29 protein-coding genes and 1 pseudogene are annotated in these 25459 nt (G+C 38.4%); 8 read left to right on the forward strand and 22 right to left on the reverse strand.

The genetic code is table 11. The features are described 5' to 3' along the window. The first annotated feature begins 34 nt into the window (after positions 1-34). Complete coding sequence (locus tag QF004_RS11620; protein ID WP_133438567.1) at positions 35-340, forward strand: hypothetical protein; 306 nt, start codon at positions 35-37, stop codon at positions 338-340. Between the two features lie 17 nt (positions 341-357). Next, a complete protein-coding gene (locus QF004_RS11625) occupies positions 358-561 on the forward strand; it encodes a DUF2892 domain-containing protein (protein ID WP_133438568.1) in 204 nt (67 codons plus the stop codon). A gap of 241 nt (positions 562-802) precedes the next feature. Here QF004_RS11625 and QF004_RS11630 read toward each other — a convergent pair whose 3' ends face one another. Beyond that, on the reverse strand, positions 803-946 hold the full coding sequence (locus QF004_RS11630) for a hypothetical protein (RefSeq protein ID WP_307426488.1): 144 nt from the start codon (positions 944-946) through the stop codon (positions 803-805). Positions 947-1436: 490 nt separating this feature from the next. Between QF004_RS11630 and QF004_RS11635 the strand changes: the two genes are divergently transcribed. Genes QF004_RS11635 through glk form a run of 5 tightly spaced genes read left to right on the forward strand, consistent with a single transcriptional unit; the run spans position 1437 to position 5415 of the window. Next, entirely contained in the window at positions 1437-2426 is a 990-nt protein-coding gene (locus QF004_RS11635) for a type I phosphomannose isomerase catalytic subunit (RefSeq protein ID WP_307426491.1), read from the forward strand. Positions 2427-2437: 11 nt separating this feature from the next. After that, a complete protein-coding gene (locus QF004_RS11640; RefSeq protein ID WP_307426494.1) occupies positions 2438-2632 on the forward strand; it encodes a hypothetical protein in 195 nt (64 codons plus the stop codon). Then, the gene (locus tag QF004_RS11645) at positions 2633-3190 is read left to right on the forward strand and encodes an HAD-IIB family hydrolase (RefSeq protein ID WP_307426497.1); all 558 of its coding nucleotides are present in this window, start codon (positions 2633-2635) and stop codon (positions 3188-3190) included. Positions 3191-3196: 6 nt separating this feature from the next. Beyond that, positions 3197-4276 carry a glycosidase gene (locus QF004_RS11650; protein WP_133438571.1) on the forward strand — a complete coding sequence of 360 codons (1080 nt, stop codon included), beginning with the start codon at positions 3197-3199 and terminating at the stop codon, positions 4274-4276. A gap of 56 nt (positions 4277-4332) precedes the next feature. Next, positions 4333-5415: a glucokinase gene (gene glk, locus QF004_RS11655; RefSeq protein WP_307426500.1), complete on the forward strand. Its 1083-nt coding sequence runs from the start codon at positions 4333-4335 to the stop codon at positions 5413-5415. A 262-nt stretch (positions 5416-5677) separates the two neighbouring features. On the opposite strand, the gene QF004_RS11660 is transcribed toward glk, so the two are convergent. The 20 genes from QF004_RS11660 to QF004_RS11750 all read right to left on the reverse strand — a co-directional run bounded on the left by QF004_RS11660 (position 5678) and on the right by QF004_RS11750 (position 24100). Continuing rightward, positions 5678-6253 (reverse strand): hypothetical protein, encoded by a 576-nt coding sequence (locus QF004_RS11660; RefSeq protein WP_133438573.1) that lies wholly within the window; start codon positions 6251-6253, stop codon positions 5678-5680. Between the two features lie 91 nt (positions 6254-6344). Beyond that, complete coding sequence (locus QF004_RS11665; RefSeq protein ID WP_133438574.1) at positions 6345-6866, reverse strand: hypothetical protein; 522 nt, start codon at positions 6864-6866, stop codon at positions 6345-6347. A gap of 244 nt (positions 6867-7110) precedes the next feature. Beyond that, positions 7111-8259, reverse strand: coding sequence for a DUF6600 domain-containing protein (locus tag QF004_RS11670; protein WP_307426504.1), 1149 nt, complete (start codon positions 8257-8259; stop codon positions 7111-7113). A gap of 199 nt (positions 8260-8458) precedes the next feature. Next, positions 8459-8611: a hypothetical protein gene (locus QF004_RS11675; protein ID WP_307426508.1), complete on the reverse strand. Its 153-nt coding sequence runs from the start codon at positions 8609-8611 to the stop codon at positions 8459-8461. Between the two features lie 218 nt (positions 8612-8829). Then, a complete protein-coding gene (pgl, locus tag QF004_RS11680) occupies positions 8830-9552 on the reverse strand; it encodes a 6-phosphogluconolactonase (RefSeq protein WP_307426510.1) in 723 nt (240 codons plus the stop codon). Between the two features lie 11 nt (positions 9553-9563). Continuing rightward, on the reverse strand, positions 9564-11078 hold the full coding sequence (zwf, locus tag QF004_RS11685; RefSeq protein ID WP_307426514.1) for a glucose-6-phosphate dehydrogenase: 1515 nt from the start codon (positions 11076-11078) through the stop codon (positions 9564-9566). 42 nt (positions 11079-11120) lie between these two features. After that, the gene (gene gndA / locus QF004_RS11690; RefSeq protein ID WP_307426517.1) at positions 11121-12548 is read right to left on the reverse strand and encodes an NADP-dependent phosphogluconate dehydrogenase; all 1428 of its coding nucleotides are present in this window, start codon (positions 12546-12548) and stop codon (positions 11121-11123) included. A 1-nt stretch (position 12549) separates the two neighbouring features. Next, positions 12550-13173: an HAD family hydrolase gene (locus tag QF004_RS11695; RefSeq protein WP_307426519.1), complete on the reverse strand. Its 624-nt coding sequence runs from the start codon at positions 13171-13173 to the stop codon at positions 12550-12552. 4 nt (positions 13174-13177) lie between these two features. Beyond that, positions 13178-14269 carry a transaldolase gene (tal, locus tag QF004_RS11700; RefSeq protein ID WP_307426522.1) on the reverse strand — a complete coding sequence of 364 codons (1092 nt, stop codon included), beginning with the start codon at positions 14267-14269 and terminating at the stop codon, positions 13178-13180. Between the two features lie 58 nt (positions 14270-14327). Next, positions 14328-14792, reverse strand: coding sequence for an RpiB/LacA/LacB family sugar-phosphate isomerase (locus QF004_RS11705; protein ID WP_133438581.1), 465 nt, complete (start codon positions 14790-14792; stop codon positions 14328-14330). Positions 14793-15024: 232 nt separating this feature from the next. Next, positions 15025-17034, reverse strand: coding sequence for a transketolase (gene tkt / locus QF004_RS11710; protein ID WP_307426524.1), 2010 nt, complete (start codon positions 17032-17034; stop codon positions 15025-15027). A 3-nt stretch (positions 17035-17037) separates the two neighbouring features. Continuing rightward, positions 17038-18339 (reverse strand): NAD(P)/FAD-dependent oxidoreductase, encoded by a 1302-nt coding sequence (locus QF004_RS11715; RefSeq protein WP_307426527.1) that lies wholly within the window; start codon positions 18337-18339, stop codon positions 17038-17040. A gap of 912 nt (positions 18340-19251) precedes the next feature. Next, positions 19252-19728, reverse strand: a complete 477-nt coding sequence (locus QF004_RS11720) for a Dps family protein (RefSeq protein ID WP_307426529.1) — start codon at positions 19726-19728, stop codon at positions 19252-19254. A 75-nt stretch (positions 19729-19803) separates the two neighbouring features. After that, complete coding sequence (locus QF004_RS11725; RefSeq protein ID WP_307426532.1) at positions 19804-20481, reverse strand: PRC-barrel domain-containing protein; 678 nt, start codon at positions 20479-20481, stop codon at positions 19804-19806. Positions 20482-20873: 392 nt separating this feature from the next. Then, a complete protein-coding gene (locus tag QF004_RS11730) occupies positions 20874-21896 on the reverse strand; it encodes a class I fructose-bisphosphate aldolase (protein ID WP_133438586.1) in 1023 nt (340 codons plus the stop codon). Positions 21897-21931: 35 nt separating this feature from the next. After that, positions 21932-22315 (reverse strand): hypothetical protein, encoded by a 384-nt coding sequence (locus QF004_RS11735; protein WP_133438587.1) that lies wholly within the window; start codon positions 22313-22315, stop codon positions 21932-21934. Continuing rightward, on the reverse strand, positions 22299-22445 hold the full coding sequence (locus QF004_RS13990) for a hypothetical protein (protein ID WP_133438588.1): 147 nt from the start codon (positions 22443-22445) through the stop codon (positions 22299-22301). The genes QF004_RS11735 and QF004_RS13990 overlap by 17 nt, the downstream gene beginning before the upstream one ends. 23 nt (positions 22446-22468) lie before the next feature. Then, entirely contained in the window at positions 22469-22654 is a 186-nt protein-coding gene (locus QF004_RS11740; RefSeq protein ID WP_307426535.1) for a hypothetical protein, read from the reverse strand. 38 nt (positions 22655-22692) lie between these two features. Next, positions 22693-22857 carry a hypothetical protein gene (locus QF004_RS11745; RefSeq protein ID WP_165983173.1) on the reverse strand — a complete coding sequence of 55 codons (165 nt, stop codon included), beginning with the start codon at positions 22855-22857 and terminating at the stop codon, positions 22693-22695. A 658-nt stretch (positions 22858-23515) separates the two neighbouring features. Next, on the reverse strand, positions 23516-24100 hold the full coding sequence (locus tag QF004_RS11750; RefSeq protein WP_307426538.1) for a hypothetical protein: 585 nt from the start codon (positions 24098-24100) through the stop codon (positions 23516-23518). On the opposite strand from QF004_RS11750, the pseudogene QF004_RS11755 reads away from it, so the two are divergent. Then, positions 24026-24409, forward strand: a pseudogene (locus tag QF004_RS11755) (transposase); the annotation flags it as partial. The gene QF004_RS11750 and the pseudogene QF004_RS11755 sit on opposite strands and share 75 nt — an antisense overlap. 272 nt (positions 24410-24681) lie before the next feature. On the opposite strand, the gene QF004_RS11760 reads toward QF004_RS11755, so the two are convergent. Continuing rightward, a complete protein-coding gene (locus QF004_RS11760; protein ID WP_307426541.1) occupies positions 24682-25215 on the reverse strand; it encodes a hypothetical protein in 534 nt (177 codons plus the stop codon). Between the last annotated feature and the right edge of the window lie 244 nt (positions 25216-25459).

The raw sequence follows: 25459 nt of genomic DNA on the forward strand, positions 1-25459 counted from the left end.
ACTATTTCAGCAGAGAAATTTAAAACATCAAACTATGAAATTATTACTCATCACGGCCATCACGGAATTTGAAAATGACATGAAAAATATACTGGTGAAATCCGGGGCAAAATCTTTCACTTATCACACTGTTCAAGGTTTTAAGAATGAAAAAACCAGCAATGCATTAGAAAATTGGTTCGCATCTTCCTATTCAGAAACAGAATCTTTGTTATTCACGGTTTTTGTATCGGCGGAAAATTCCGTTCAAATTCTGGAAAAAATCAGAGAATTCAATGGAAAACAAGAAACACTTTCCAAGATCCACATTGCGCTTGTCGCTTTAGAACAGCAATTTTAAAAATTAAATAAAAAATTATGAGAAATAGAATAATCCACGCATTTGCCGGAACCATGATTTTGGTGAGCATTCTTTTATCAATTTATGTGAGCCAAAACTGGTTGTGGTTAACAGGATTTGTGGGCATTAATTTACTGCAGTCTTCAGTAACGAACTGGTGTCTGCTGGATAAAATATTAACAAAAATGGGATATTCCAATGAGGATAGGAATGATTTGTGATATTTCACTTTCGCAGGAAAGTTACATTTCAACCTTCTCTAAGTCACGTTCCATAACTGAAACAAAAAAGGCAGCAATAAATTATCGCTGCCTTTCTAAATATAATTTGAAAAATGACATTTCAAATAAGTTTATTTGACTAAAACTTTTTAGGATTTTACGCCTTTATCAGTCTATACGTTTACGATATACACTCCTGTTTTTAATTCAAGACTGATATCATTTTTTGTATCTGCAGATTTTACAGTCCGCCATTGGTATTGTAAATATTTACTTTGCTATCGCCTGCAACTTTAGAAACATATACCTTATTGCCTTCAGAAAAAACAACGGTAGGGATCTTGCTTACAGAAGGTTCAGCAGTTACCAAAGTATTTGATCCCATTGTAGTGATTATATTTGCTTCATTAACCTGGATCTGATAAATTTTTACAGCGCTATCAGCATAGAGGTGGTATATTCCTGTCCCCTTCAAATAATAAAATATTATTATTTTTCCACTATTTCGAATCTTGGTCGGATTTCTTTTTTATTGAAAATTTAAATCTCTGGCAGAAATGATGTTAATGATCTCATAGTCTTGCCTTTCCGTATTTAAAAAAATCATTGTCGTAAACACCAATGAAAATAAAAAAAACGAATTTAGTAATAATTAATTTCATCCTTTATTCCGCTTCATTAAAATCTGTCATATATGTAATTCTTACGGCAAATATGTAACACTTTTCAGGTAATTATAACTCATATTTACGTTTGATCTATATTCAAAAACTGACTAAATCTTTCAATTTTAAAGTAATATGAAAACCGGAAGTTTTTACGCGGGATTTGACCTATTAAAATAAACAGCTGTTCATTATTCTAAACTTATCAAGATGAGCAATCAAATGTATCCTTTAAAATTCGATCCTATTTATCAATATCGGTTATGGGGCGGCAGGAGATTAGAAAATTTACTTTCAAAACCACTTCCTGAAGACGAGCCCGTGGGCGAAGCATGGCTGTTAAGCGACCGGAAAGATTATGCAAACGAGGTGTCCGAAGGAGCACTGAAAGGAACAACTTTGACAAAGTTAATGCAGGATTTCCGGTACGAAATTATGGGTAAATTGGGCGGCCATTTCGATCATTTTCCGCTTTTGTTAAAATTTCTAGACTGCAAAGAAGTACTGTCGGTACAGGTGCATCCTTCGGATCATCAAAAAGAATATATTCCCGACGGCGATTCAGGAAAAACGGAAGCCTGGGTCGTTTTGGAAACCAGTGAAGACAGCCGAATCTATGCGGGTTTAAAAAAAGGAATAACGAAAGAGAAACTGCTGGAATCCATTAAAAACAATTCCGTATCCGATTGTCTCCACAGTTTTGTGCCCAAAAAAGACGACGCCGTATTTATTCATTCCGGAGCGGTTCACACCCTTGGCGGGACGGTCGTTTTTGAAGTTCAGGAAAACAGTGATGTCACTTTCCGCCTCTACGACTGGGATCGAACCGATCAGAAAACGGGAAAACCCCGCGAGCTTCAGGTGCACGAAGCCGTGGCCTGTATTGATTTTAATCAAGTGGATATTGGACCGGTGATCCCTTTAAAAACCCCAGATCTTAAAGATACCGAAAAACTTTTCGATAATGAACACTTTAAAGTCTGGCGAATTAAGACCGAATCAGATTGTATGGTGGGCTTTAAAGATGAACCGGCAATTTTAGTCTGCATTGATGGCGGGGGCTCAATGAATTACAACGGTAAAGATTACCCCATCGATAAAGGTGAAGTGATGCTTCTGCCGGCACTTATCGGACTGCTCGATCTTCATCCGGCGCAAGAAATCACGCTGCTGCAAATCGCTATATCCGATAAAAACTGAATTAAAAAAAGATGAAAAAACTCATTGTTTTTGATTTAGACGGTACTTTGACAAAGAGCAAATCAGCTATTGACAGGGAAATGGCTGACCTCTTAAATAATTTACTCGAAGTTGCCCAGGTCGCTATTATATCCGGTGGTGACTGGCCTCAGTTCGAAACACAGGTATTGAAGTATTTACCAACGAAAGCGATGCTTAAAAAATAAATGATTCTTCCGACTTGTGGAACAAAGTTTTACCGCTACAGGAAAGATTGGAAAAAATTGTACGAAGAAAATTTCACTGCGGAAGAAAGAGAAAAAATTCTGAACAATCTGCATACCGCAATAGAAGCAGCCCATCTGGACATCAAAAAAACCTGGGGCGCGCAAATTGAAGACCGGGGAAGTCAGATTACCTTTTCGGCATTAGGACAACAGGCACCACTGGATCAGAAAAAAGTGTGGGATCCGGATTTTGAAAAACGTAAAAAAATTGTCGAACCACTGAAAGAAACGTTAAGCGAATTTTCGATCGGTATGGGCGGAACAACCTCCATCGATATTGTAAAGCCGGGGATTGATAAGGCGTATGGAATAAGAAAACTTAATGAAATTTTAGAAATAAAAATTCCTGAAATGCTCTTTATCGGCGATGCATTATTTGAAGGCGGCAACGATTATCCTGCCCGAAATACCGGCGCAGACTGTATTCAGGTAAGAGATCCAGATGAAACCAAAAGAATTATTGAAACAATCATTGCCTGCTTAACCTCCAAAAATTAAAAAACAATGATACCTTTCAAATTACATCGACTTTGCACCATCATGAAACCGGAGGAAGGAAATGAATTGGAAGTCGAAGGCGTACTGAACCCTGCAGTAACCCGCGGTCCGGACGGAAATCTTTATCTTTTCCCGCGTTTGGTAGCCAGGAATAATTACTCACGGATCGGTATTGCAAAAGTACAGTTTAATGAAGCTGGTGATCCCGTCGGCGTAGAACGTTTGGGAGTTGTGCTGGAACCTGAAGCAGACTATGAGAAACGTCCGAATGGCGGTGGCGGTTGCGAGGATCCGCGGATAACCTACGTAAAGCCTGTGGAACATTATATTATGACTTATACGGCTTATGGCCCACACGGGCCGCGCATCGCCATGGCAAGATCGAAAGATCTTTTCACCTGGGAAAGAATGGGTTTGATTGGTTACACTCTTTATCATCCACTTGATTTTAATAATGTAGATGATAAAGATGCCAGTTTTTTTCCCATTGCTCTGCCCAGTCCGCACCACCACACTTCTATTGCCATGTTGCACCGGCCTCTTTTTCCTGAAAGTATTCCGGAAGAAACAGTTAAAAGGGGCGAATACCGAAATATCGATAAAAATAAGGAAAGTATATGGATTTCTTATTTCAACCTGAAAGCAGGAAAAGACACTTCTTTACGAAATGCAAAATTCACGTCCCATCATTGTTTAGCCAATCCTGTTTACTCCTGGGAAAATTTAAAAATTGGCGGCGGTGCCCCTCCAATCCTGACAAAACATGGTTGGTTAATCATTTATCATGGCGTACAAAAACATGAAAACTGCACTAAAGATTATCCTAAATATTCTTATTCTGCAGGCGTGATGATTTTATCTGAAAAAGAGCCCCAAAAAATATTATACCGCTCCACGAAACCTGTTTTATTTCCAGATTTACCGGAAGAAAAAATCGGAACCGTTGGTAATGTCGTATTTCCTACCGGCACAGACCGCCGTGACGACATCGGCCAACCCAACAGAATTGATGTGTATTACGGAATGGCCGATGACAGAATAGGTGTAGCAAAAATGACAGTCCCGGAAAGCCTGCCGGAAAATTAAAAGCCATATAAAACAAAATTCCAGCGCAATCGCACAACTATTAAAAGCAATCAAAAATGGAGAATTTTAAATCAATTTCATTACCCGATATTTCAGATGCCATTTTACCCATGGCCTATCCTTCCCGCAAAAATAAATTACCCGATTCTGGGATGGTTTTGGCGGCAGATGTAGGGGGAACGAAAACGAATGTGGCACTTTTTGAAATTCAAAAAGGGAAATTAGTTTCAATTAAAAATAAGCGCTATCCTACTACTGATCACGATTCTTTTGTAAAGGCAATTCTTCATTTTCACGAAGATAAATCCTCCCCGATTGATTGTGCCTGTTTGGGTGTCGCCGGTACCGTGGATGGAGACAAAGTTCGCGGCGTAAATTTTGCATGGGAAATCGATGCTAAAAAATTAGAATCTGATTTAAACATTAAACGGGTATTTCTGATTAATGATCTGGAAGCCAACGCTTACGGATTAACCGCACTTGAAGAAACCGACTTTGAAGTTTTGACACAAGGTGAGAAATCAGAAGGCAATGCAGCAGTAATTTCGCCGGGCACGGGTCTTGGCGAGGCCGGAATGTATTGGGACGGTTCACATTATCATCCGTATGCGACCGAGGGTGGACATTGTAATTTTGCACCCAGCACTCCCCTTGATGTAGAATTTTGGAAATTTCTAAAAACAAAATTTGATCACATTAGCTGTGAAAGGGTTATTTCAGGCCAGGGGATTCATAATATCTATCAATTTTTACGAAACTTCAGAAATGAAAAAGAACCCGAGTGGCTCACGAAACAATTTCAAAATGAAGATCCGCCTATTGTAATTTCTAGCGCCGCTCTGGAAAAAAAAGATCCGATATGTACTGAAACTCTGCATCTCTTCATAAGATACCTCAGTGTGGAATCGGCACAGCTTGCCTTAAAAACGAAGGCAACCGGTGGCCTGTATATCGGTGGCGGGATTGCTCCTAAAATTCTGGGTCTCATTAATAAAGAAGAATTTTATAAAAACTTTATAAGCTTCGGGCGTATGGAACATCTGCTAAAAACAGTTCCCGTGAAAATAGTGCTGAACGATCAGACGGCTTTGATCGGGGCTGCGTATTATGCGGCGATGGGAATTATTGAAACCGTTTAGAAACACCGTAAATTAAATATATACTGCTGTTAAAAATAATTAATAACATTGATTATTTTGGTCATTATTCATTCTTTAATTAAAGCAACTGCTGAAAAAACCAGCCTTCTCTTTTTAAAATTGACATTTATTTTAAGAGGAAAAAATCTCCCAATCGAAATAATTGGGAGATAAAAAAATGGTATTCATTTTGCGGATGCTATGGAACATCACTTTTCCTTTAGATTAATTTTAAAAATTTATATAAAAACATTTTAGTCCTCTAATTTAAATAAGATAATTCCGGAAAATTCTTCTTAAAGTGATCATTAACTTTTTTGTTGAAATCTATAGTTCTTTTCTCCAAAACTTCATGTTCGTCCTTCAATTTTTCCCCTTCGGTAACCAAATCCTGATGATCTTTTTGCGCATCTTCTTTTACTGTCCCTTCTGTATTTTTAAGGTTAGCAAAAGTAACATCTAATCTTTTGGAGGTTGTGTTTATTTCTGCAGCGTCTGGATCTTCCCAAATCAACAGGTCAATACTGCTTAAGTAACTGTGATTCACGATAATCTCGGCATTGGCGATAAGATTTCTTATTTGACTGATCTGAAAAGCCTTCCCGTTTTCGAGATCATTTGAAACCTTAATTAAGTGAGAGTTAAGAGAATCTAGTTTTTGTTTTTCTATTTTATTAAGGTTTTTCGCTTCTTTATTGAAAGCAGCAATTCCTTCTTTAATTCTTTTTGAAGCTTTTGGAAATTGCTCTTTTCCAATAAATTTTAAAGCTTCAGCAAATTTAATATCAGATTCATAGGGTGTAGTTTGGACTTTATTATTCATTACTTGATCACCCATCTTCCTCTTTTTGCAATTGGTTAAGGTTAGAAAAATCGCGGCAAGTACAATATACTTCGCTGTTATCATTTTTATCAATTTAGAATCAATTTTACTTTAGAATTTTACCGTTGGCATCGGTATGAACCCGTTTGGTTTTTCCGTCTTTATAAAGAAGGAATCTGTAATGCTCAATAGTTTTTCCATTAGCATAATTAATCATATGATAGTTATCTTTGCCGATAGTCCAGCCGGGATATGCTGATGCGATAGATTGGGACACGGCTGATGGCGGAGGAATATTTTTTATATTTTCTACAGTGCTCATCAATTTACCGTCTCCATCCAAATTGGCGACAAGTTTTTTATTCTTTGAAGAAATTGTTATCTGATAACTATCTATATCGGAAAGGTCTACATCGTTATTCACATATACATTTCCCGCTACATAATCAATAGGGACCGCATTATAACCTTCCACAACGTAATTCGGAAAATTTGTTTCAATTGATTTAAGGACAACTTCCGGAACGTCTCCTCTTTTCAGGACAGCACTGTAAAGAACTTCTCTATCTTGTGCATAGGACTGAAAACCCAATCCTATCATCGCTAAAATTAAAATTGACTTTTTCATTTTTTTAGAATTTAATTATGATGATTTATTAAAACTTATTTTTATCAGAAAGACCGAACGCTACTTTATAAGCGCAACACCTAATTTTTTTAAACCAGCTAAAATGAAGTCTAATATTTTCGGTGTTTAAACCATTAAAAGAGATTTTTTAATGACAGCAAACCTGCTATATGAGAAAAATGTTAAAAAAAAACTTAGCGGTATTTTTTCAAAATAGTAAGAATATCCTCGATCTGGAATCATTTTATCTTCTTCTACCTGAACCCTGCGGCATTCTGCTTTCGAAAGAACGTGCCGGACTTCTCATTTCAGGCATACGCTCTATATTTTGTCTCTGGGTAGCTCTATCTACAGGAGGCATTCTCTGTTCTTCTGTATTATAAATTTGACGTCTTCTTTCTAATAATGGTGATGTTCGGACCTCCATATTTTGGTTTCGAGGGGCTTTCTCTAAAGAACGTGTTTTTCTGGCCTCCCTATTTTGATCTTGCCGATTATTCTCAATTAATTGTGAATTTCTATTATTATTGTTTTGTTGCCTGAAGTTTTCTTCTCCTGTTCTCATTGGAGCATTGTCAATATTCATCCTTCTAAAAACCGGGGGTTGCGGATGAACTACGGCTGGACGATAGAGATGTAAATTATTACCTTCTCTTTTTGCCGGTATTATTTTCGCCGCTGATTTAATTGATACAGGAGTGATTCGCCGGCTGGTGTATTCTTCAACATTTTTTAATTCCGGTCCGTGAGAATAATATTGATTATGGATAAATGTTCTGTTAAAATTATTGAGCGTGTGGATTCTATTTACGAAAGTATTATCTCTGCTTCGATCTTCAGCGAATCTGGATACATCTCTGTCATAAATATGATTTCTTCGAACAATATTCCAGTAAAAAGCATTAGGTCTCCAGTTATAATAAGCCAAACCTACATTTACAAGCGGTCCCAAAGGTGCCCAGGCATAATAATCATCGACTTCTCCCCAAGTTACCCAAGCCGGAGACCACTCATAACCGGGAATCCATAACCATCCATATAGAGGATCGTACAACCAGCGGCCATAATGAAAAGGTGCCCAACCCCAATCATAATTGGAAACCCAAGCCCAACCATCGGTGGTGTATTCCCAGCTTCCATTAGTTAAATAAGGTCGGAAATCTCCATCGACATTGGGGCTCCAGACATGCTCATAGCCTGAATACTCAATCCAGTGTCCATAGGGGGAAAGTTCATCATAAAAAGTTTGGTAGGTAATCGTTGCAGAAATTCGTGACTGCGCAGAAACGCAGGTCATGCCAAAATTGGCATAAATCGCTATAAATAATGCGAATGTGAAAACAGTTTTAAATAATTTTTTCAATGTACTCGCACTTGTGTTCTTTGTTTTCATTGTTTTAAATTATTTATATTTCAACCGCTATCAGAATATCATTCATCAACTTTTATTATTCTAAATTGTATGATCAAGCATGTGTGATTACAACTTATAGAATTACCTCTTTATTTAGACCGTAATCGCTATTGACATTCAAAGGTGAATAATTCTATACTTAAATCCATTACATAATTGTTAAAATAATTTACGCCATTCACACCCTGATTCGCAGCGTTAAATTTGGTATTTTGCCCGGTTCAGCAAGTGCCTTTTGGTCCAATTGTTTACGGAGTTCCCCATCCCAAGGGTTAAAACTGAAAATACTCCAGATAACTTCCTGAACAAATATTTCCTGTTCATAAGGCACCCAGATTTCTCTTTGATTTAAAAGAATTGGTTGGTTTATTTTCTGTAAAAAAGTTAAATGGGAGTGATTTTAAAAAGGTCTTTCAACTGTACTTTTTTCATCTGAGTTTGGTCCACAGTTAATACTTTCCAAGCTGAAGTTTCGGTAGGATTTATTTTTGGAAACGCTTTCGAATTTTTTGAAAATTTAATACGAACTACTACAGAAAATATTTTCAGCTATAGTCGGGACGCGGCTTTTTTATCTAAAAACCACTGCACTTTCTTTTGTTCTTTTATAATTAAACGAGCTGGATATTGCTTTTCTGAACCGGATTGATCTTTCAGAACATGAAATACCGCCTCGGATTTATCTTCTCCGAAAACCAAAAACGCAATTTTTCTGGCCTGATTTATCAGGGGTGCAGTCATTGTAATCCTGTACATCTCCACTTCTTTCACAAAAACGGATTTAATGGCAGCTTCAGTTTCGTCCAATACTGATGTATTTGGAAAAAGGGAAGCGGTATGCGAATTATCGCCCAGACCCAGCAGAACAAAGTCGAATTCAACTGTTTTGTTTTGAAAATGTGCTGCAATGGCTTCTTCATATTTCCGGGCAGCTTCTTCCGGAGAACCGGTCGTATTGACATTGAATATATGAGATTTTTTGATCTTCAGAGGATCAAATAAAACTTCTTTCACCATGAGCGAATTTCTCTGCGGATCATTTTCGGGAACAAACCGTTCATCACCAAAGAAAAAATAGGTTTTATTCCAGGCAATTTTATTGTGGTAGCTTTTTGATGCCAAAAGCTCATATAATTTCCGCGGTGAACTTCCACCGGAAAGCACTAAATTAAACTGTCCGCGCTTTTTAATCGCCAATTCCGAAGCATGACAAATGGTCGTAGCCAAAGCGTTCATCACTTCATCAACAGTATTGTAAATATTTAAGTCCATTTTAAACCTTATTATTTATTATCAGGCAGGTTGAACCAATGATAACCATCTTTTGCAATCAGGGCTTCGGCATTTTCCGGCCCCCAGGAATCTGCCGAATAGTTGGGGAAATTCTGTTCCTTATTTTTTTCCCAGTAATTGAGGATCGGCATAATCAATTCCCAGGCAGCTTCTACCTGGTCAGCGCGCATAAACAGCGTTTGATCACCGGTAATAGCATCGAGCAAAAGGGTTTCGTAGGCTTCCGGCGAATCTGTTTTTTTTCCTGCCGAATAATCAAAAATAACATCTACCGTATTTAAATTCATTTCGAGCCCCGGAACTTTACTTTGCAGTTGAAAACGGATTGCCATATCGGGTTGAATACTGATCACCAATCGGTTTTGCTTTGGAGCACCGGATTCTTCCGACAGAAAAATATTGTGCGGAATTTCCCGAAACTGCAGGGTAATTGTAGAAGCTGATTTGAAAAGCCGCTTGCCTGTTCTCAAATAAAAGGGAACGCCTTGCCAGCGCCAGTTATCCACATAAAGTTTTAGAGCAGCATAGGTTTCTGTATTCGAATCGGGATCTACATTTTTCTCTTCGCGATAGCCTAAAACTTCTTTCCCTTCTATCCATCCGGAACTGTACTGGCCTCGTGCAGACATGGTTTCCACTTTTCCGGTTTCAATTTTACGCATTGCTTTTAAAACATCCACTTTTCTATCCCGAACCTCATCGGCATTAAAGTTTATCGGTGGTTCCATTGAAATAATACAGAGCAACTGCAACAAATGATTTTGAATCATATCCCGCAAAATGCCCGCATGTTCAAAATAATTACCTCGACCTTCGATCCCAATCTGTTCCGTAACCGAAATCTGAACGTGCTCCACATGATTTCGGTTCCAAAGTGGCTCCATAATAGAATTCGCAAAACGGAAAGCCATGATATTCTGCACCACTTCTTTACCCAAATAATGGTCGATTCTGTAAATCTGCGTTTCTGCAAAAATACCAAGCAGTTTTTTGTTGAGTTCCCTGGCAGATTCCAGGTCGATTCCAAACGGTTTTTCTATAATAATCCGTGTTGTCTTCGGATCATTTTCGAGTTTAGCTTTTGAAATATTTTCGGCTATCGTGCAGAAAAAGCGTGGTGCCACGGCGCAGTAATAAATAATAGAAGGCGTTTTCTGCCATTCCTTTTTATATTGATCAATCAGTTTTGCAAAGGGTTTAAACGCTGTAGAATCTGTAACATCAGCATCCTGAAAAGTAATATTTGCGGAAAATCTTTTCCAGTCTTCTTCATTGGTTTTGCCATTTCGGGAAAACTCGTCGACGGCAGATTTTAAGTCATCAATATATTTTTGAACATTCGTTTTGGTTGACGAAGTGCCAATAATTGCAAAATTTTCAGGCAACCATTTATTGAGAAAAAGGTTGTAAAGCGCGGGCATTATTTTCCGCTTGGTCAAATCTCCTGTTCCGCCGAAAATGATAAAAATCGTGGGATCTGATTTTTTTTTTGAAGTCTTTAGCATTGCTTTAATTTTTTTAATCTTTGGATTTTTTGAACAGACCTATTAATGGTTAGAAACTTCCCAATCGGTATGAAAAACACCTTCTTTCCCTTTGAGTTCATAAGTGTGCGAACCAAAAAAATCCCGTTGTGCCTGAATGAGATTTGCGGGCATTTCTTCATTCCTTATATTATCAAAATAACTCAGCGCAGAGGCAAAAGAAGGTATGGCAATCCCCTGGAGTACCGCATCTGAAACAACAGAACGGACAGAGGGAATACTTTTCAAGAGACTTTTCTGAATGGATTCGTCCAGAAAAAGATGTTTCAATTTCGAGTCTTTTTTATAGGCTGCATAAATATCTTCCAGAAATTCTGAGCGAATAATACAGCCGCCACGCCATATTTTTGCAATTAAATCTAAATTCAGATGATAGTTGAATTCTTCATTGGCCCGGTCAAGCAGATGCATTCCTTGCGCATAAGCTGAAACCATCGAGAAATAAAAAGCTTCCTCGAGTTTGGCTATATATTCTGTTGTATTAAAATCCGATTTTTCAGGATCAGGATATAGTTTTGACGCTTTAAACCGGAGGTCTTTGTATTTTGAAAGATCACGCATGGAAACGGCAATATCAATCATCGGAATCGGAACAGTCAAATCCATTGCCGCCTGAGAGGTCCATTTGCCGGTTCCTTTTGCTTTCGCTTCGTCTTTAATATCATTAAAGAAAAGATGGTGTGCCCCTTTCTTTTTGTAGGCAAAGATATCTCGGGTAATTTCGATTAAATACGATTTTAAACGGCCTTCATTCCATTTTTCAAAAACCGAATGAATTTCTTTGTCTTCCATTTGAAGTCCTTTTTTCATGACTTCATAGGTTTCAGAAATCAACTGCATCAACGCATATTCGATTCCATTATGCACCATTTTTACGAAATGCCCGGCAGACCGTTCACCCATAAAAGCCACTGTAGGTTCGTCATTGACGTGAGCTGCAATTTTTTCTAAAATAGGTTTCAGGGTTTCATACGCTTTTTTATCGCCACCCGGCATCATGCTCGGTCCTTTTCTGGCACCTTCTTCACCTCCGGAAACTCCCATTCCCACGAAATGAAAACCTTTTTTCTCCAAATCTACAAACCGTCGCTCGGTATCGGTGAAATGAGAATTTCCACCATCGATAATGATGTCTCCTTTATCAAGCACCTGAAGCAGTTCTTCAATAACAGAATCCACGATTTTCCCGGCCGGGACCAGAAGCATTACCACTTTCGGACTTTTCAGGTTTTGTGCAAATTCCTTTAAATCTGAAAAAGCATGAATGTTTTCCCGGCTCAGATGATTAACTGTATCGACTTGTTCAGCATCGTTATCATAGCCGGAACAATGGTATCCGTGATCTGCAATATTTTGCAAAAGGTTGGAGCCCATGGTGCCCAGACCGATCATTCCGAAAGAGCTTTGATTTTTATTTTGATGTTTCATCATATTATTTTCGTGTAAAATGTTCGAGAATATTTTTAGTGGTTTCAAAATTCTGATGAACAAAACTGTTCATCCCCAGCTTCCTGGCCGCATTAACCAACATGGGGCGGTCGTCAAAATAAACGCATTCATCAGGTTTTACCTGCGTAATTTCTAAAGCGGTCCTAAAAATCCGCGGATCGGGTTTCCGATAGCCGACATAACAGGAAGAGAAGAATCCATCAAATAATTCATGCAAATTAAACGTACGGATTCGATACTCATTAAGCTCTCTATTTTCATTACTGATGGCAAACACGGGCAAATCGGTGCTTTTTTTCCAGCTTTTAAGCCAGGATAACATCTGTGGCAATTCGAGTGATTGGGCATACATAAATTTTTTGAACTCCTCTTTTGTAAAATCGCGGGGATTTTCAAATATTACAGTGTCCAGATATTCATCCAACGAAATACTGCCAATTTCAAAAACATTGTAGATGAAATTGTGCAGGATATTCATTTCGGTATAATCAAAACCAAAAACGTTTGCCGCTTTCTCACGTGATTCATAATCCCAACCGTTGGTTAAAATCACCCCGCCGATGTCCATAAAAATAACTTTTATTTTAGATGCTTCAAAATCGGTCATTATTTTAGCTTTCTTTATGTTTTTTACTTTCGATGCTTTTCATCAATTTATCATAGGCCTGATTAAATTTTTCTATTCCTTCGTTTTCGAGTTTATGGGTAATTTTATCAATATCGATTCCCGTTTTCACCAGATCCTCCATTGCTTTATTCGACTCATCAAGCTCTTTGGTCAAAGTTTCGGCCACTTTTCCGTGATCACGAAATGCATCGATGGTTTCCATAGGCAACGTATTCACCGTGTCTTTTCCGATAAGACTTTCCACGTACAGAACATCGCTGAATGACGGATCTTTTGTCCCCGTACTTGCCCAAAGGACGCGCTGTCTCTTAGCCCCCTGTTCTTCTAATTTTTTAAAACGCTCACTGGAAATCATTTCTAAATAAATCTGATATGCTTTTTTCGCCGAAGCGATTGCAATTTTACCTTTTAGATGCTGTGCATCTTTTTCTTCGAGCATAGGATCGACCATTACATCGATTCGACTTAGAAAGAAACTCGCCACAGAGGATATTTCCTTGATTGAATTCCCTTCTTTGAGGCGGTCTTCGAGTCCGCCCATAAACGCTTCGGTTATTTCGCGGTAGCGCGGAAGTCCGAAAAGCAGCGTGATATTAATATTGATTCCTTCCCGTAAACATTGCCGAATTGCTACTAATCCTTCTTTGGTTCCGGGAATTTTTATCATGACATTTTTTCGGTTCACCCGCTTCCACAGTTCCCTTGCCTGCTCGATGGTTGCGTCTGTATCACGCGCCAGATAGGGCGAAACTTCTAAACTTACAAAGCCATCTGTACCGTTGGTTTTATCATAAACCGGTTGAAAAATATTGGCCGCCCGCTGAATATCGGCAATAGCCAAATCGAAAAAAATCGCAGGATTATTGTCTTCCTTTTTCGAGAGAATTAAAATATCTTCGTCATAATCTGCACTGCCGCTGATGGCTTTTTCAAAAATGGAAGGATTTGAAGTCAGGCCACCAAGATCATCATTATCAATGAGATCCTGCAATTTGCCAGAGTCCATGATTTCGCGGTCGAGCAAATCGAGCCAGATACTCTGACCTTGTTTTTGTATTTGATTTAATGGGTTCATTTTGTGTGTTTTTTAAATTGTATATCCTTGAAATGTATAGCGGAAAATGTTTACATTTTCATATCTTGTTTTCGATGTCTCTGATTTTTTTCAACCGCCGGAGGTGTCTTTCAGCACCGATAAATCTGGCATTTAAGAAAGCCAGAACCAACTCCTCTGCACTTGCATAACCTGTAATTCGACCGCCAAGACAGATCAAATTCATGTCATCATCTTCTACCCCCTGATGCGCAGAAAAACATTCTGTAATCAGCGCGGCTCTCACGCCCGAAACCTTATTGGCAGCAATACAGGCGCCTACTCCACTTCCACAAATAGCAATCCCACGGCAAACTGCTCCTGACCCAACTGCTCTTGCCAAAGGAATAACGTAGTCTGGAAAATCATCGGTGTCATCCAGTTCTTTTGCTCCAAAATCGATGGGTTCAAATTGGTTTTTTATTAAAAAAGCTTTTAAACTTTCTTTGAGTTCAAAACCTCCGTGATCGGCGCAAATTCCTATTTTTAATGATTCGTTGGACATCGTTTTTCATTTAATTTGGTGTGGTCAATAAAAAGTGCATAATAGGATTAGAAAAATCTCAGAGCCTTTTTTAATTTATTTAAAACCACAACATTCACAAAAGCAATACCTTTTTTTAAGTTTTTCGATAGATCAGGAAAAGGAACTTCTGCAAAAAGTTTTTTTTGCACTGCTGATATTTCTCTTTTTTAATTATTTTTTGCGGCTTAATGGTTTAACTATTACCGGCCTCTCAGTCTTTTTTCAAAAGCAAATTCCGTGCTCTTTTCAATACGTTTTCGACGGTAAAACCGTATTCCGTCATCACTTCATCTCCCGGTGCCGATTCACCAAACTTTTCGATGCCGATAACGTCGCCGTCATCGGTTGTATATTTCATCCATCCAACAGGAGAACCGGCTTCTACCGCTAATCTTTTTCGGATATTTTTTGGAAAAACCTTTTCTTTATAGGCTGCACTTTGCCTGTCAAATAAATTCCAACAAGGCATGCTGACTACTCTCGCCTGAATATTTTCTTTTTTTAATTCTTCCTGAGCGGCCAAAATCAGTTGGACTTCTGATCCACTTGCCATTAGAATTAAATCCGCTTCGCCTTCTGAATCAGAGAGAATATAAGCTCCTTTTTCAAGATTTTTAGCTTTGCCATATTTTCTCTGATCGATGACCGGAATTCCCTGACGGGTTAAAACAAGACAAACCGGACCGTCTGTATGTTCGATGGCGACGCGCCAGGCCTGAGCAGTTTCATTGGCATCTGCAGGACGAATTACCGTCATATTGGGAACTGTCCGCAATCCTATTAATTGTTCCACCGGTTGATGCGTTGTACCGTCTTCGCCCAAACCGATACTGTCGTGGGTAAAAACCATAATGGGCCGGATTTTCATAATTGCCGCCAATCGAAGTGGCGGTCGCATATAATCGGAAAATATCAAAAATGTAGCGCCATACGGAATCAGATAATTACTGAGTGCCATACCATTTAACACTGCTCCCATCGCATGTTCGCGGATTCCAAAATGGAAATTACGGCCATCCCGGTGCTTTACTGAAAACGACTGATATGCATCAAGATTGGTATCGGTAGAAGGCGCAAGATCTGCGGAACCTCCAATCATCTGTGGAAAAAATTCTGCGATTGCGTTCAAAGTCTTGCCGGAAGCTTTTCTCGTGGCCAGTTCCTCACCTGCCTGGAATACCGGAAGTTTTTTCTCCCATTCTTCAGGTAATTTTCCTGAAGTAATGTTTTCATATTCTTTGGCAAGTTTTGGATGTCTTTTTTTGTAACCTTTGTACAAGAGGTTCCAATCTTCTTCTTTTTTCGCTGATTTCTTGCCGGCTTTCCGGTAAAAATCTAAAACCTCGTCGGGAACAACAAAACTTTGATCGGGATCAAATCCGAAATTTTCTTTTACCAAACGGACTTCATCTTTTCCTAAAGGAGAACCGTGAGCCGCTGCAGTATTGTGTTTGTTGGGACTTCCATATCCAATAATACTTCTTACTTTTATTAATGAAGGACGGCCGGTTTCTGCTTTTGCATTTTTAACCGCTTTCGAAATTGCCTCTAGATCATTGATATCAGGTATATGTTGAACATGCCATCCGTAGGCTTCAAACCGTTTGGAAACATCTTCATCAAAAGCCAAATCGGTATCCCCTTCTATGGTAATGTGGTTGCTGTCATAGAAATAAATTAAATTCCCAAGGCCGAGATGACCGGCAAGAGAGGCTGCTTCCGCGGAGACCCCTTCCATTAAATCACCATCACTGCAAATCGCATAAATTTTATAATCGAAAATATTAAAATCCGGCTGATTGTAGCGGTCTGCCATATACTGTTGCGCAATTGCCATTCCGACGCCATTGGCAAATCCCTGTCCCAAAGGACCGGTTGTGACTTCGATTCCGGGAGTGAGTCCATATTCGGGATGACCAGCAGTAATGCTGTGTAATTGTCTGAATTTTTTGATATCCTGAATCGTAATTTGATATCCGGTCAGGTACAAATAACTGTACTGCAACATGCAGGCATGGCCACAGGAAAGCACAAACCGGTCGCGGTTTGCCCACTCCGGATTTTTGGGATTATAACGCATGGCTTCCGACCACAAAACATGCCCTAGCGGCGCGAGCGCCATGGGTGTTCCGGGATGCCCGGAATCTGCTTTCTGAACGGCGTCAGCTGATAAAACCCTAACGGTATCAATACTTTTCTGAATTAAATTTTCCTTTTCCATTTTTTATACTTTTACTTCTTCCTTTTTTTCCTGGTGTTGTTTCGTTTCTTTGGCTTTTGTAGAAATTAAGATGACTCCCAGAGGTCTCGCGTAACTAAAATAGTTGATGACCCAATCGATAAATGTGATGATTTTATTGCGGTATCCTGCCAGGGACAGTATATGAACAAACATCCATATAAACCATGCAAATACGCCCTGAAATTTGTAATGCGGCAAATCGACCACGGCTTTATTTCTTCCAATGGTCGCCATCACTCCTTTGTTATGATATTGGAATGGTTCCATCGGTTTGTTTTCTATTTTCCTTACAATGTTTTTCGCCAAAAACGCTCCCTGCCTTTGTGCTACAGGCGCCAACATAGGCAACCCCTTCGGATATTCGGATGTAATACATGCGGCAACATCGCCAATAGCAAAAACATTTTCAGTTTCTAAGACCTGATTGAATTCATTGACGGCGATACGGTTTCCATCAACGATTGTACTTTCCGGAAATCCTTTTATAGGCGAACCCCGAACGCCTGCTGACCAGATTACAGAATCGGTTATGAAATGAGTACCATCATTAAGCTCGATTGTACTGCCGTCATAACTTTTTACCCTTGTATTAAGAAATACATTTACCCCGAGTGCTTTTAGATATTCCAGACTCTTCACAGAAGCTTCTTCGGACATATTTCCGAGTAATTCAGAACCTGATTCGTAAATATTGATACTCATTTTTGAAAGATCCAACCCAGGAAATTCTCTGGGAATGATGTATTTTTTCATTTCTGCCAAAGCTCCTGCCAGTTCGAGACCAGCTGGTCCGCCACCTACAATAGCGATATTCATGTATTTTTCTACAGAATCTTTTTGATCGCTGGCCATCGCCCTTTCTAAATTCCGGAAAATATGATTTCGTAACTTCAAAGAGTCTGGGACCGATTTCAAAGGCAATAATTCGTCTTTAACCGATTCAAAATTGAAAAAATTATTTTCACTTCCTGAAGCGATTACAAGAAAATCATAATCAATTGTTCCAATGGAAGTCAATACTTTATTTTTAGCAATATCGACTTCGGTTACTTCAGCCATTCGAAAACTGAAATTTTTGTAATCGATAAAAATACGTCTTACCGGATAAGCAATACTGCTGGGCTCGAGCCCACCTGTAGCCACCTGATACATTAAAGGCTGAAAATTATGGTAGTTGTTGCGATCAATCAAAAGTACTTCAACAGGTTTTCTGTGCAATGCTTTCACGAATTCTATACCACCAAAGCCTGCACCGACAATTACTATGTTCGCTTTTTTTGACATTGGAAATTTTAAATATTATTTTTAAATTAAATATCAATTCGTTTTCGTATTTTCAAAAAACAGAAGTATTGGTAAAGAGGTGCGCCGACTTATTTACGGTCTTTTATTTAGAACATTATCGGTTTTTTAAAATAAAATTGAGCATAATAAAGGTAGTATTTTATTTACAGATCGATTTACAAAACCCAATACCTGATTTACAACATTCACACGTAAATGCTATTTTAGGTGTTTTTCTACAAAAAATAATGAATATTAATTAGTAATTAATTACAACCTAAGAGCAGTTATGCTATTTATTTTTAAAGCAGTTTACTTGTTTTTATAGCTTTCTGAATTTATTTTTCTTGCTACTGGAATCGTTAAAGTGAGGAGTTTTTAAGGTGCAGATTCAGGAAAGTAACAGCGAACAAAAAAATAACGGTTGCTCTGTTTACAGAAAAAACCCCTAAAAAGGATGACTACAAAAGCCTGAAATGAACGGGTAAAATACGCTAAAAGAGGGGTACGGACTAACACCAACTTTAATCATTAAAACAACTGTTAATGCTTTTAATAATATTGATCTCATTTGCAGACAATGCAATTAATGCAATGATCAATACCGATAATCCACCCCCCAAATTCCGGTGAACGGCAGTTTAAAAGCATGTATTACCCCTCCCAATCCGCATCCATTTAAAGCCCATAAGGCTGTTAAACGTTCTACAGTTCTGGTAGCGTTTATTCCATTTGATTTTAAAATCCTTCCTGCTGGCTCTTTTTCCTGAGGTTAATTGAATGGACCCAGACCCCTCTTAAAACCCACAAAAAACTAACAACAAAACAGTTATCTTTTAAAAACAGATAAAAACTTTTAAAAGCAATTTCTGTTGAAAAGAAAATCTGTCTGAAGTTATAATTAACCCGTTCTTAATTTAGATGAGCCCGAAGCATCCAGGCGGTTTTTTCGTGATACTCCATCAAGCCGGTAACGTAGTCGCTGATTCCTTCTGCTTTCAGTTTATCTGCCATCGGTTTTATATTTTCTCTTAAAAAGATGATGATACTTTCGTGATCCCGCAATAATTCAGCAAAAAGCGACTGGCTGTCATTCTTGTCGAGAGGCTGCTCCGAAAGATGGGTGAGCTGAAGATATTTATGAAGTTGTGCCGGCACATAATGTCCCATACCGCGGATTTTTTCGGCCACCGTATCCACGATTCCCTGCTGGTCATTATATAATTTTTCAAGATACACATGCACGGTATGAAAATCAGGACCTTCGATATTCCAGTGCGCATTCAGTGTTTTGGAATAAAGTAGAAATTCATCTGCCAGTATTTTTGATAACTGATCGGTAATTATCTGCTTGTTTTCTTCGGAAATTCCGATGTTTGCATTTTTCATTTTATTGGTTTTTAAATTAATATTATTTGTAGGTGTTTTTATTTTAATTAAAGTAGATACAGGCTTATCATTGGATTAAGAATGATTAAATTCAGACTCATCAAAAACGGGACAGTCTTTTATTGTTTCAGTTATAATATTAACCATAACCTTGGCATTTCCCCACTGAATCTCATTAATGGCGCTGGTTTTAATCAAAAGTTTTGTTCCGCCAAACCACTTGTGAGTATCTACAACGAGGTAAATAATTTGCCATGTTGTATCATCGAGAATAAAATCGCTCACGTGTCCAAAATCGCCATCAGCCGTATGAATCTGATAACCTTTTATTTCCTCGGTACTTCTTAAATGAAGATCACCTTTTTCATCCTGAGCATCGATGACAGGATCATTATCCATTACCGCTTCCAAACCGCCGGCATAAAATCCACTGCCATACCATTCCCAGTCGTAATGCCCATATAGCGGCACCGTTTGCTGCCGGGAAACAAGCTGATCCGTACCGACATCCGGGCTGGTTCTTATTTGTTCCGTCGTAAGATTTGTCCGAAACACTTCTGCCTTTGCATCGCACTGTTTAATGGCTTGCGGAACAATAAGCACCTTCCGGTTAAGCAGCCAGTTTCCTGTTTCTATGATAAGATACCGGATCAGCCAAGAAGTTTCCTCAAAGTAAAACTCTTCTACTCTTCCAATATCGCCATCTGCAGCTTCCATCCGGAAGCCAATTAAACTTTTAATATTGTGCTGCATCGCTATTTTTTTTAAAATTTCTGATTGTGAAACTGCTTGGTTCTTCGGTTATTTCTCCAGGCAAAAGGTTTTTTAAAAAAAATATAAAGTAGTGAACGATGTTTCTTTTAAATGTCCTTTTGCAACTTCGCCAACTCTGTAAAAAAAGTTGGTGCGCGGTTTTTTTTCATTTTAATAAATTTTTGTCGCTATTATTCAGGTTCATTTATTTCATAACATTAAAGTTCTAATAATCAAACAGATCAACCATTACACAATTTCGTAAAGAAATTATACCATTCCCACCTTTACAATACATTCTATCTGTTCCGCAAGAATAGGCCTGAAGATGTGCGTTCGCCTGCTTTTCTTATCGGGCTTTTTTTAAAGTAAAGAGTTAATCATTTACTCATTTATCGGCTTTCCATTGAGCAACTATATTCACCACGGCGCGCTGCAGCAGCAATTTTCGCACGGTGACTCAATAATTTCTGTGCTTCTCCGACATTGGACTGTTCTCCTTTCCAGGCATCCAATACGGGCTGCTGAATGGCTCTTGCAAAAGAAAAAGCAACGATCCATGGGAGCATGTCTTTAAAATTTGTATTGATGGCATTCAGATGTTCAGCGGCCAGCTGAGGCGATTGTCCGCCGGATAAAAACGCAATGGCAGGAACCGAAGCAGGAACCGAAGAACGCAGGCAATTGACCGTTGCTTCCGCAACTTCATCAATACCGTTCTGTATCGGACAACCTTTGCCGGCAATAACCATATTTGGCTTTAAGATGATTCCTTCTAAATCAATTTTAAACTGATACAACTGATGAAAAAGGGTTTTTAATACGTTCTCTGTCACTTCATAACATCGCTGAATAGTGTGATCTCCATCCATCAAAACTTCAGGTTCGACAATCGGTACTATCTCTGCCTCCTGACATAAAGCTGCATATCTCGCCAAAGCATGAACATTGGCTTTAATACAGGCGTCGGTCGGAATATTGTCACCGATTGTAATTACGGCGCGCCATTTCGCAAAACGGGCACCCATTGTTTTGTATTCCTTTAAACGTTCGCGCAAACCGTCTAAACCTTCTGTAACCAATTCATTTGGAAAGCCTGCCAGGGATTTAGCGCCCATATCGACTTTTATTCCCGGAACAATTCCGGCATCCATCAGCACTTTCGCCATTGGTTCGCCAGAATCGGTTGTTTGACGGATGGTTTCATCAAATAAAATAGCACCACCAATGCTTTCATTCAAACCGGTTGTAGTCACAATGAGTTCGCGGTATTTACGGTACATCTCACTGGTTTTCGGAATTCTGGCTGCTTCAAAACGTTTTTCACAGGTTGGTGTACTTTCATCCATCGCAAGAATACCTTTACCATTGGCAAAAATCTGGTCAACCGTTTCTTTTAATATTGATGTATTCATATTTTATATATTTAAGGGTTTGTAGTCGTCCAATTTTACCACTCCTTAGAAAAATATTCCCTGACAAAATCGTGCTCCTGATTCTCCGACATTTTATCGGTTGGTATTACCTCAAATTTTATTTTAGAAAAAAGATGATTCTTACCTAAAATATTCACTAGTTCATTTTTAGCTTCGGTAGGACCAAACAATAATACACTGTCATAATTTCTGATGATTTCACCCAATTCTTTGTAATATTGAGAATTATCGTGCTGCTCTGTGTTATGCAGCGTCTTTTCGCTTATATCGGGAGATTCTACTTTTTCAGCTTCAGTAAAATGTGAAGTCAGCACCTTTGTTACCATAGGTTCGGCATATTCCATCAAGTGGGCATGCGAATGATCCATCCAGATGCCTAATCTATTTTTTGTTTCCATTGTTGTTGAATTTTTTATGATTTTTAAAAATTATTTTGCCTTTTGCCGTTTCTCCGTCGGTTAGCCTTTCGAGTTCCCTCATTAAATAGGTATAGGAGATTCCATGAAAACCGTATCTGCGGATCCCCATTTCATAATAGCGTCGGGGAAGAGTTAATAATTTTGCGATCCTGGGCGCCAACTTTTTTTTGGCGGCTCAGCAACAACAGTGAAACTGAGCTGCGTATTTGCAGTTCCAATATTTTCTATCGCACCAAAAAGCATCTGCTCAAGTGGTTTCTGAATTCTGTATAAAGAAAATTTGATGCAGGACGAACCTCCATTAACAGATAATATCATGGTATATCATTTATACTGATTATTCCTTTATCCGCTCTCTAATGCGTAAAATCATCAAAATCGTTATCTTCCTTCATGGGTTTAGGATAATCATTGTCTAATTCTTTCTCAAATTCTTTTTCATCTTTTTGATTACGGATGATAAGAAATACAATTAATGCAATTGCAAAAATTCCAAATATTATTAAAATTAACCAGTTCATTGATTTTGATTTTAAGTTATTTTATTGCTGACAAATAAACTTTATGCTGAATATTTCTGATTTAAAAATCAATTGTCACCGTAAAAAACGGATGGCTCTCCCTCACAAACGGGGAGTATTCAAAACACGGTTTTTTCACCAAAACGATATTTGAAGCCTGCGCGATAACGCGTATAAAACCTTTCAAATCCTAACATCATAAAGGTAGGATTTCAACTTACTACGGGAATTATACAATCTGATCTATAACTTACATTATTCTCACTTGGAAAGTTTATCATTCACGGTAAAAAGTGGCAGCATTACACTAAATGGCGTTTGCTTTCGTCGGATCTTCGGTTTCTGTTAAGTAAGTTCGCGAAGACTTTACAATAGTACTCATTACGGACATTATGATTATTTTAATGATTTACGGTGAGTCTTCATTTAATGCTTCAAATCCCCTGAAATGGCGCCAGTACCGTTTGGGCGGTCTTCAAAATGGTCTTGGTGTCGTTGTCATCAAGTTTTTTGTTTGACAGAATACGCTCTTGAATTTCATCGGGAATTATTGGACTGCTTAAGAAGTGCATCTTCCGCCTCCTTCGTTTTTTCGATCGAAACAGTATCCAAAAGACCTTCTTTTAAAGGAAGAAGAATGAACATCTGCCGGAAGCAGTTAGTTGCGGAAACGGTTCCTGCTTGAGACATTGGCGGATCCGTTTACCGTGTTCGATGGTTTTGCGCTTATTTTCATCAAGTCGGGTTCAAAGCGGGCAAAAGTTTCCAACTCTTCAAACTGCGCATACTCCAGTTTCAAATTTGAAATGGCGGCATACGTTTCCAACTGGGATTTATCACCTACAAGCGACACCCATTTGCCCACGTCCACCGCCCGCATAACCCATAACTCAAAAAATTTTAGAGAGAGATAAATCTGTCCATCAGTAATGGAAATTAAATTCGTAGGAATATAAGCGGAAATATTCTGGGCTTCGATTTCGATAATGGGGAATGCAGTAATGGAGCCTCCTTTTAGTCGGTCACTTAAATGAGTTGCCCATTCCAACAGTCGGGAATGAATGTAAAAAACATCTCCGGGGAATGCTTCACGAGCCGGAGGTCTCCTTAACAACAAAGTCAGCTCACGGTATGCTCGTGCATGATGGATAGGATCATCATAAACGATAAAGTTGCCATCAGCAACCAGAGAATCAAACAAGTTACGGACAAAGAAGTTCGTTTTGGCTACAAAGATTACCACAAAGAAGGTCAGAAAAAGGAAATGACTTTATCGATTACTGAATTTGCGCGCAGATTCAGTAATCATATTTTGCCTCGACGATTTGTGCGGATCAGGCATTACGGAATCCTGAGCAGCAGCGGGAAACGCGGGAAACTGCAGAATTTACAGTCAGATTTAAACATCCGGATTCCGGAAGCAAAACCCAAAACTTTGCTCAATAAATGCCGCTGTTGCAAGGAAGGAAACTTGGTCACCATCACCATTTTCAGGCAGCGGGGACCGCCGCAGGACTTTCTTTTCGTCACCCAACCTTTGTCTGCGAAATAATCTTTGCGGGTAAGGGAATCTGTGTTCTGCAGCGAAGAAAAACCGCAGAAAACCACTTCCAAAGGCTACGAAACGCCACAAAAAAAAGCAGTCCTTCTAAAAAACTGCTTTGTGTATCTAAATTCTAAAAACGAAATCCCCATAAGAGGACCATTATGCTGCTGAAAAGCTACCAGAGTTGGAGTTTACCCTGAGGCTCTCGAAGGGTTCAACAGGCTTTCATTTCTTGTCTTGCAGACAAAACGAAAGCTTAGTTATTATGCGGCGTTCTTTTACTTTATTTTTTTGAATTTATAGATAAAATTTGATTTTGGTAATGAAACTGGAATAAGTAAAACTGCCGACTCATCAATTTCAGTTCCGGTAACAATCAATTGGTCTAAAATATTTTTTCCTAATTCTATTTTTTTAATTTGAATTCCACCAAGTAAATATGGAACCCCAGAAATTTTAGATTTATTTGAAATGCGAACAAATCCGTTTTTTTCAATTTTATACTTGTAGTTTACTTTTAAATCAGCATTATCTTGAGATTTAAAAATAAAGACTAAATCATCATTATTTACACTGATCTCGAAACTTTTGTAATTAATATTTTCTTTTTCTTCATTATTAGAAAAACCATTAAAAATTGAATATGCATTATTGTAATTTCTAATTTCTATATTTTCAGGATAAATTTCATAACTACCTTCTAATTGTTGCGCAATCGAAATTGCAACGATATCATTGCCTTCATATTTTTTGATACTTCCGCAACTCGTTAAAAATAGATTGAAAATTAAAATAATTAAAAAACTTCGCATAATTTTAAATGTAGTTTTGTAGAATGACGCATAACGTTTTGGGGCTTTGCGATGGTGGGGCAATCGAAGCACAAATCTTCAATTTTGCACAAAAGTTGAACTGAAGAACTACCGTTGAACTTTGCAGTTTCGCCCCACTATTGCAAAACCCTTGTTCAAGCAACACCTTCGGTGAGCGGTAACTGCTTTTCAAAAATAGTCTATTTATTGTAAAATCTCAACTTTACCTTTCATTTAAAAATTT

Origin of the sequence: Chryseobacterium sp. MDT2-18 (assembly GCF_030815285.1) — a bacterium.
GTDB classification, from domain to species: Bacteria; Bacteroidota; Bacteroidia; order Flavobacteriales; family Weeksellaceae; genus Kaistella; species Kaistella salivictor.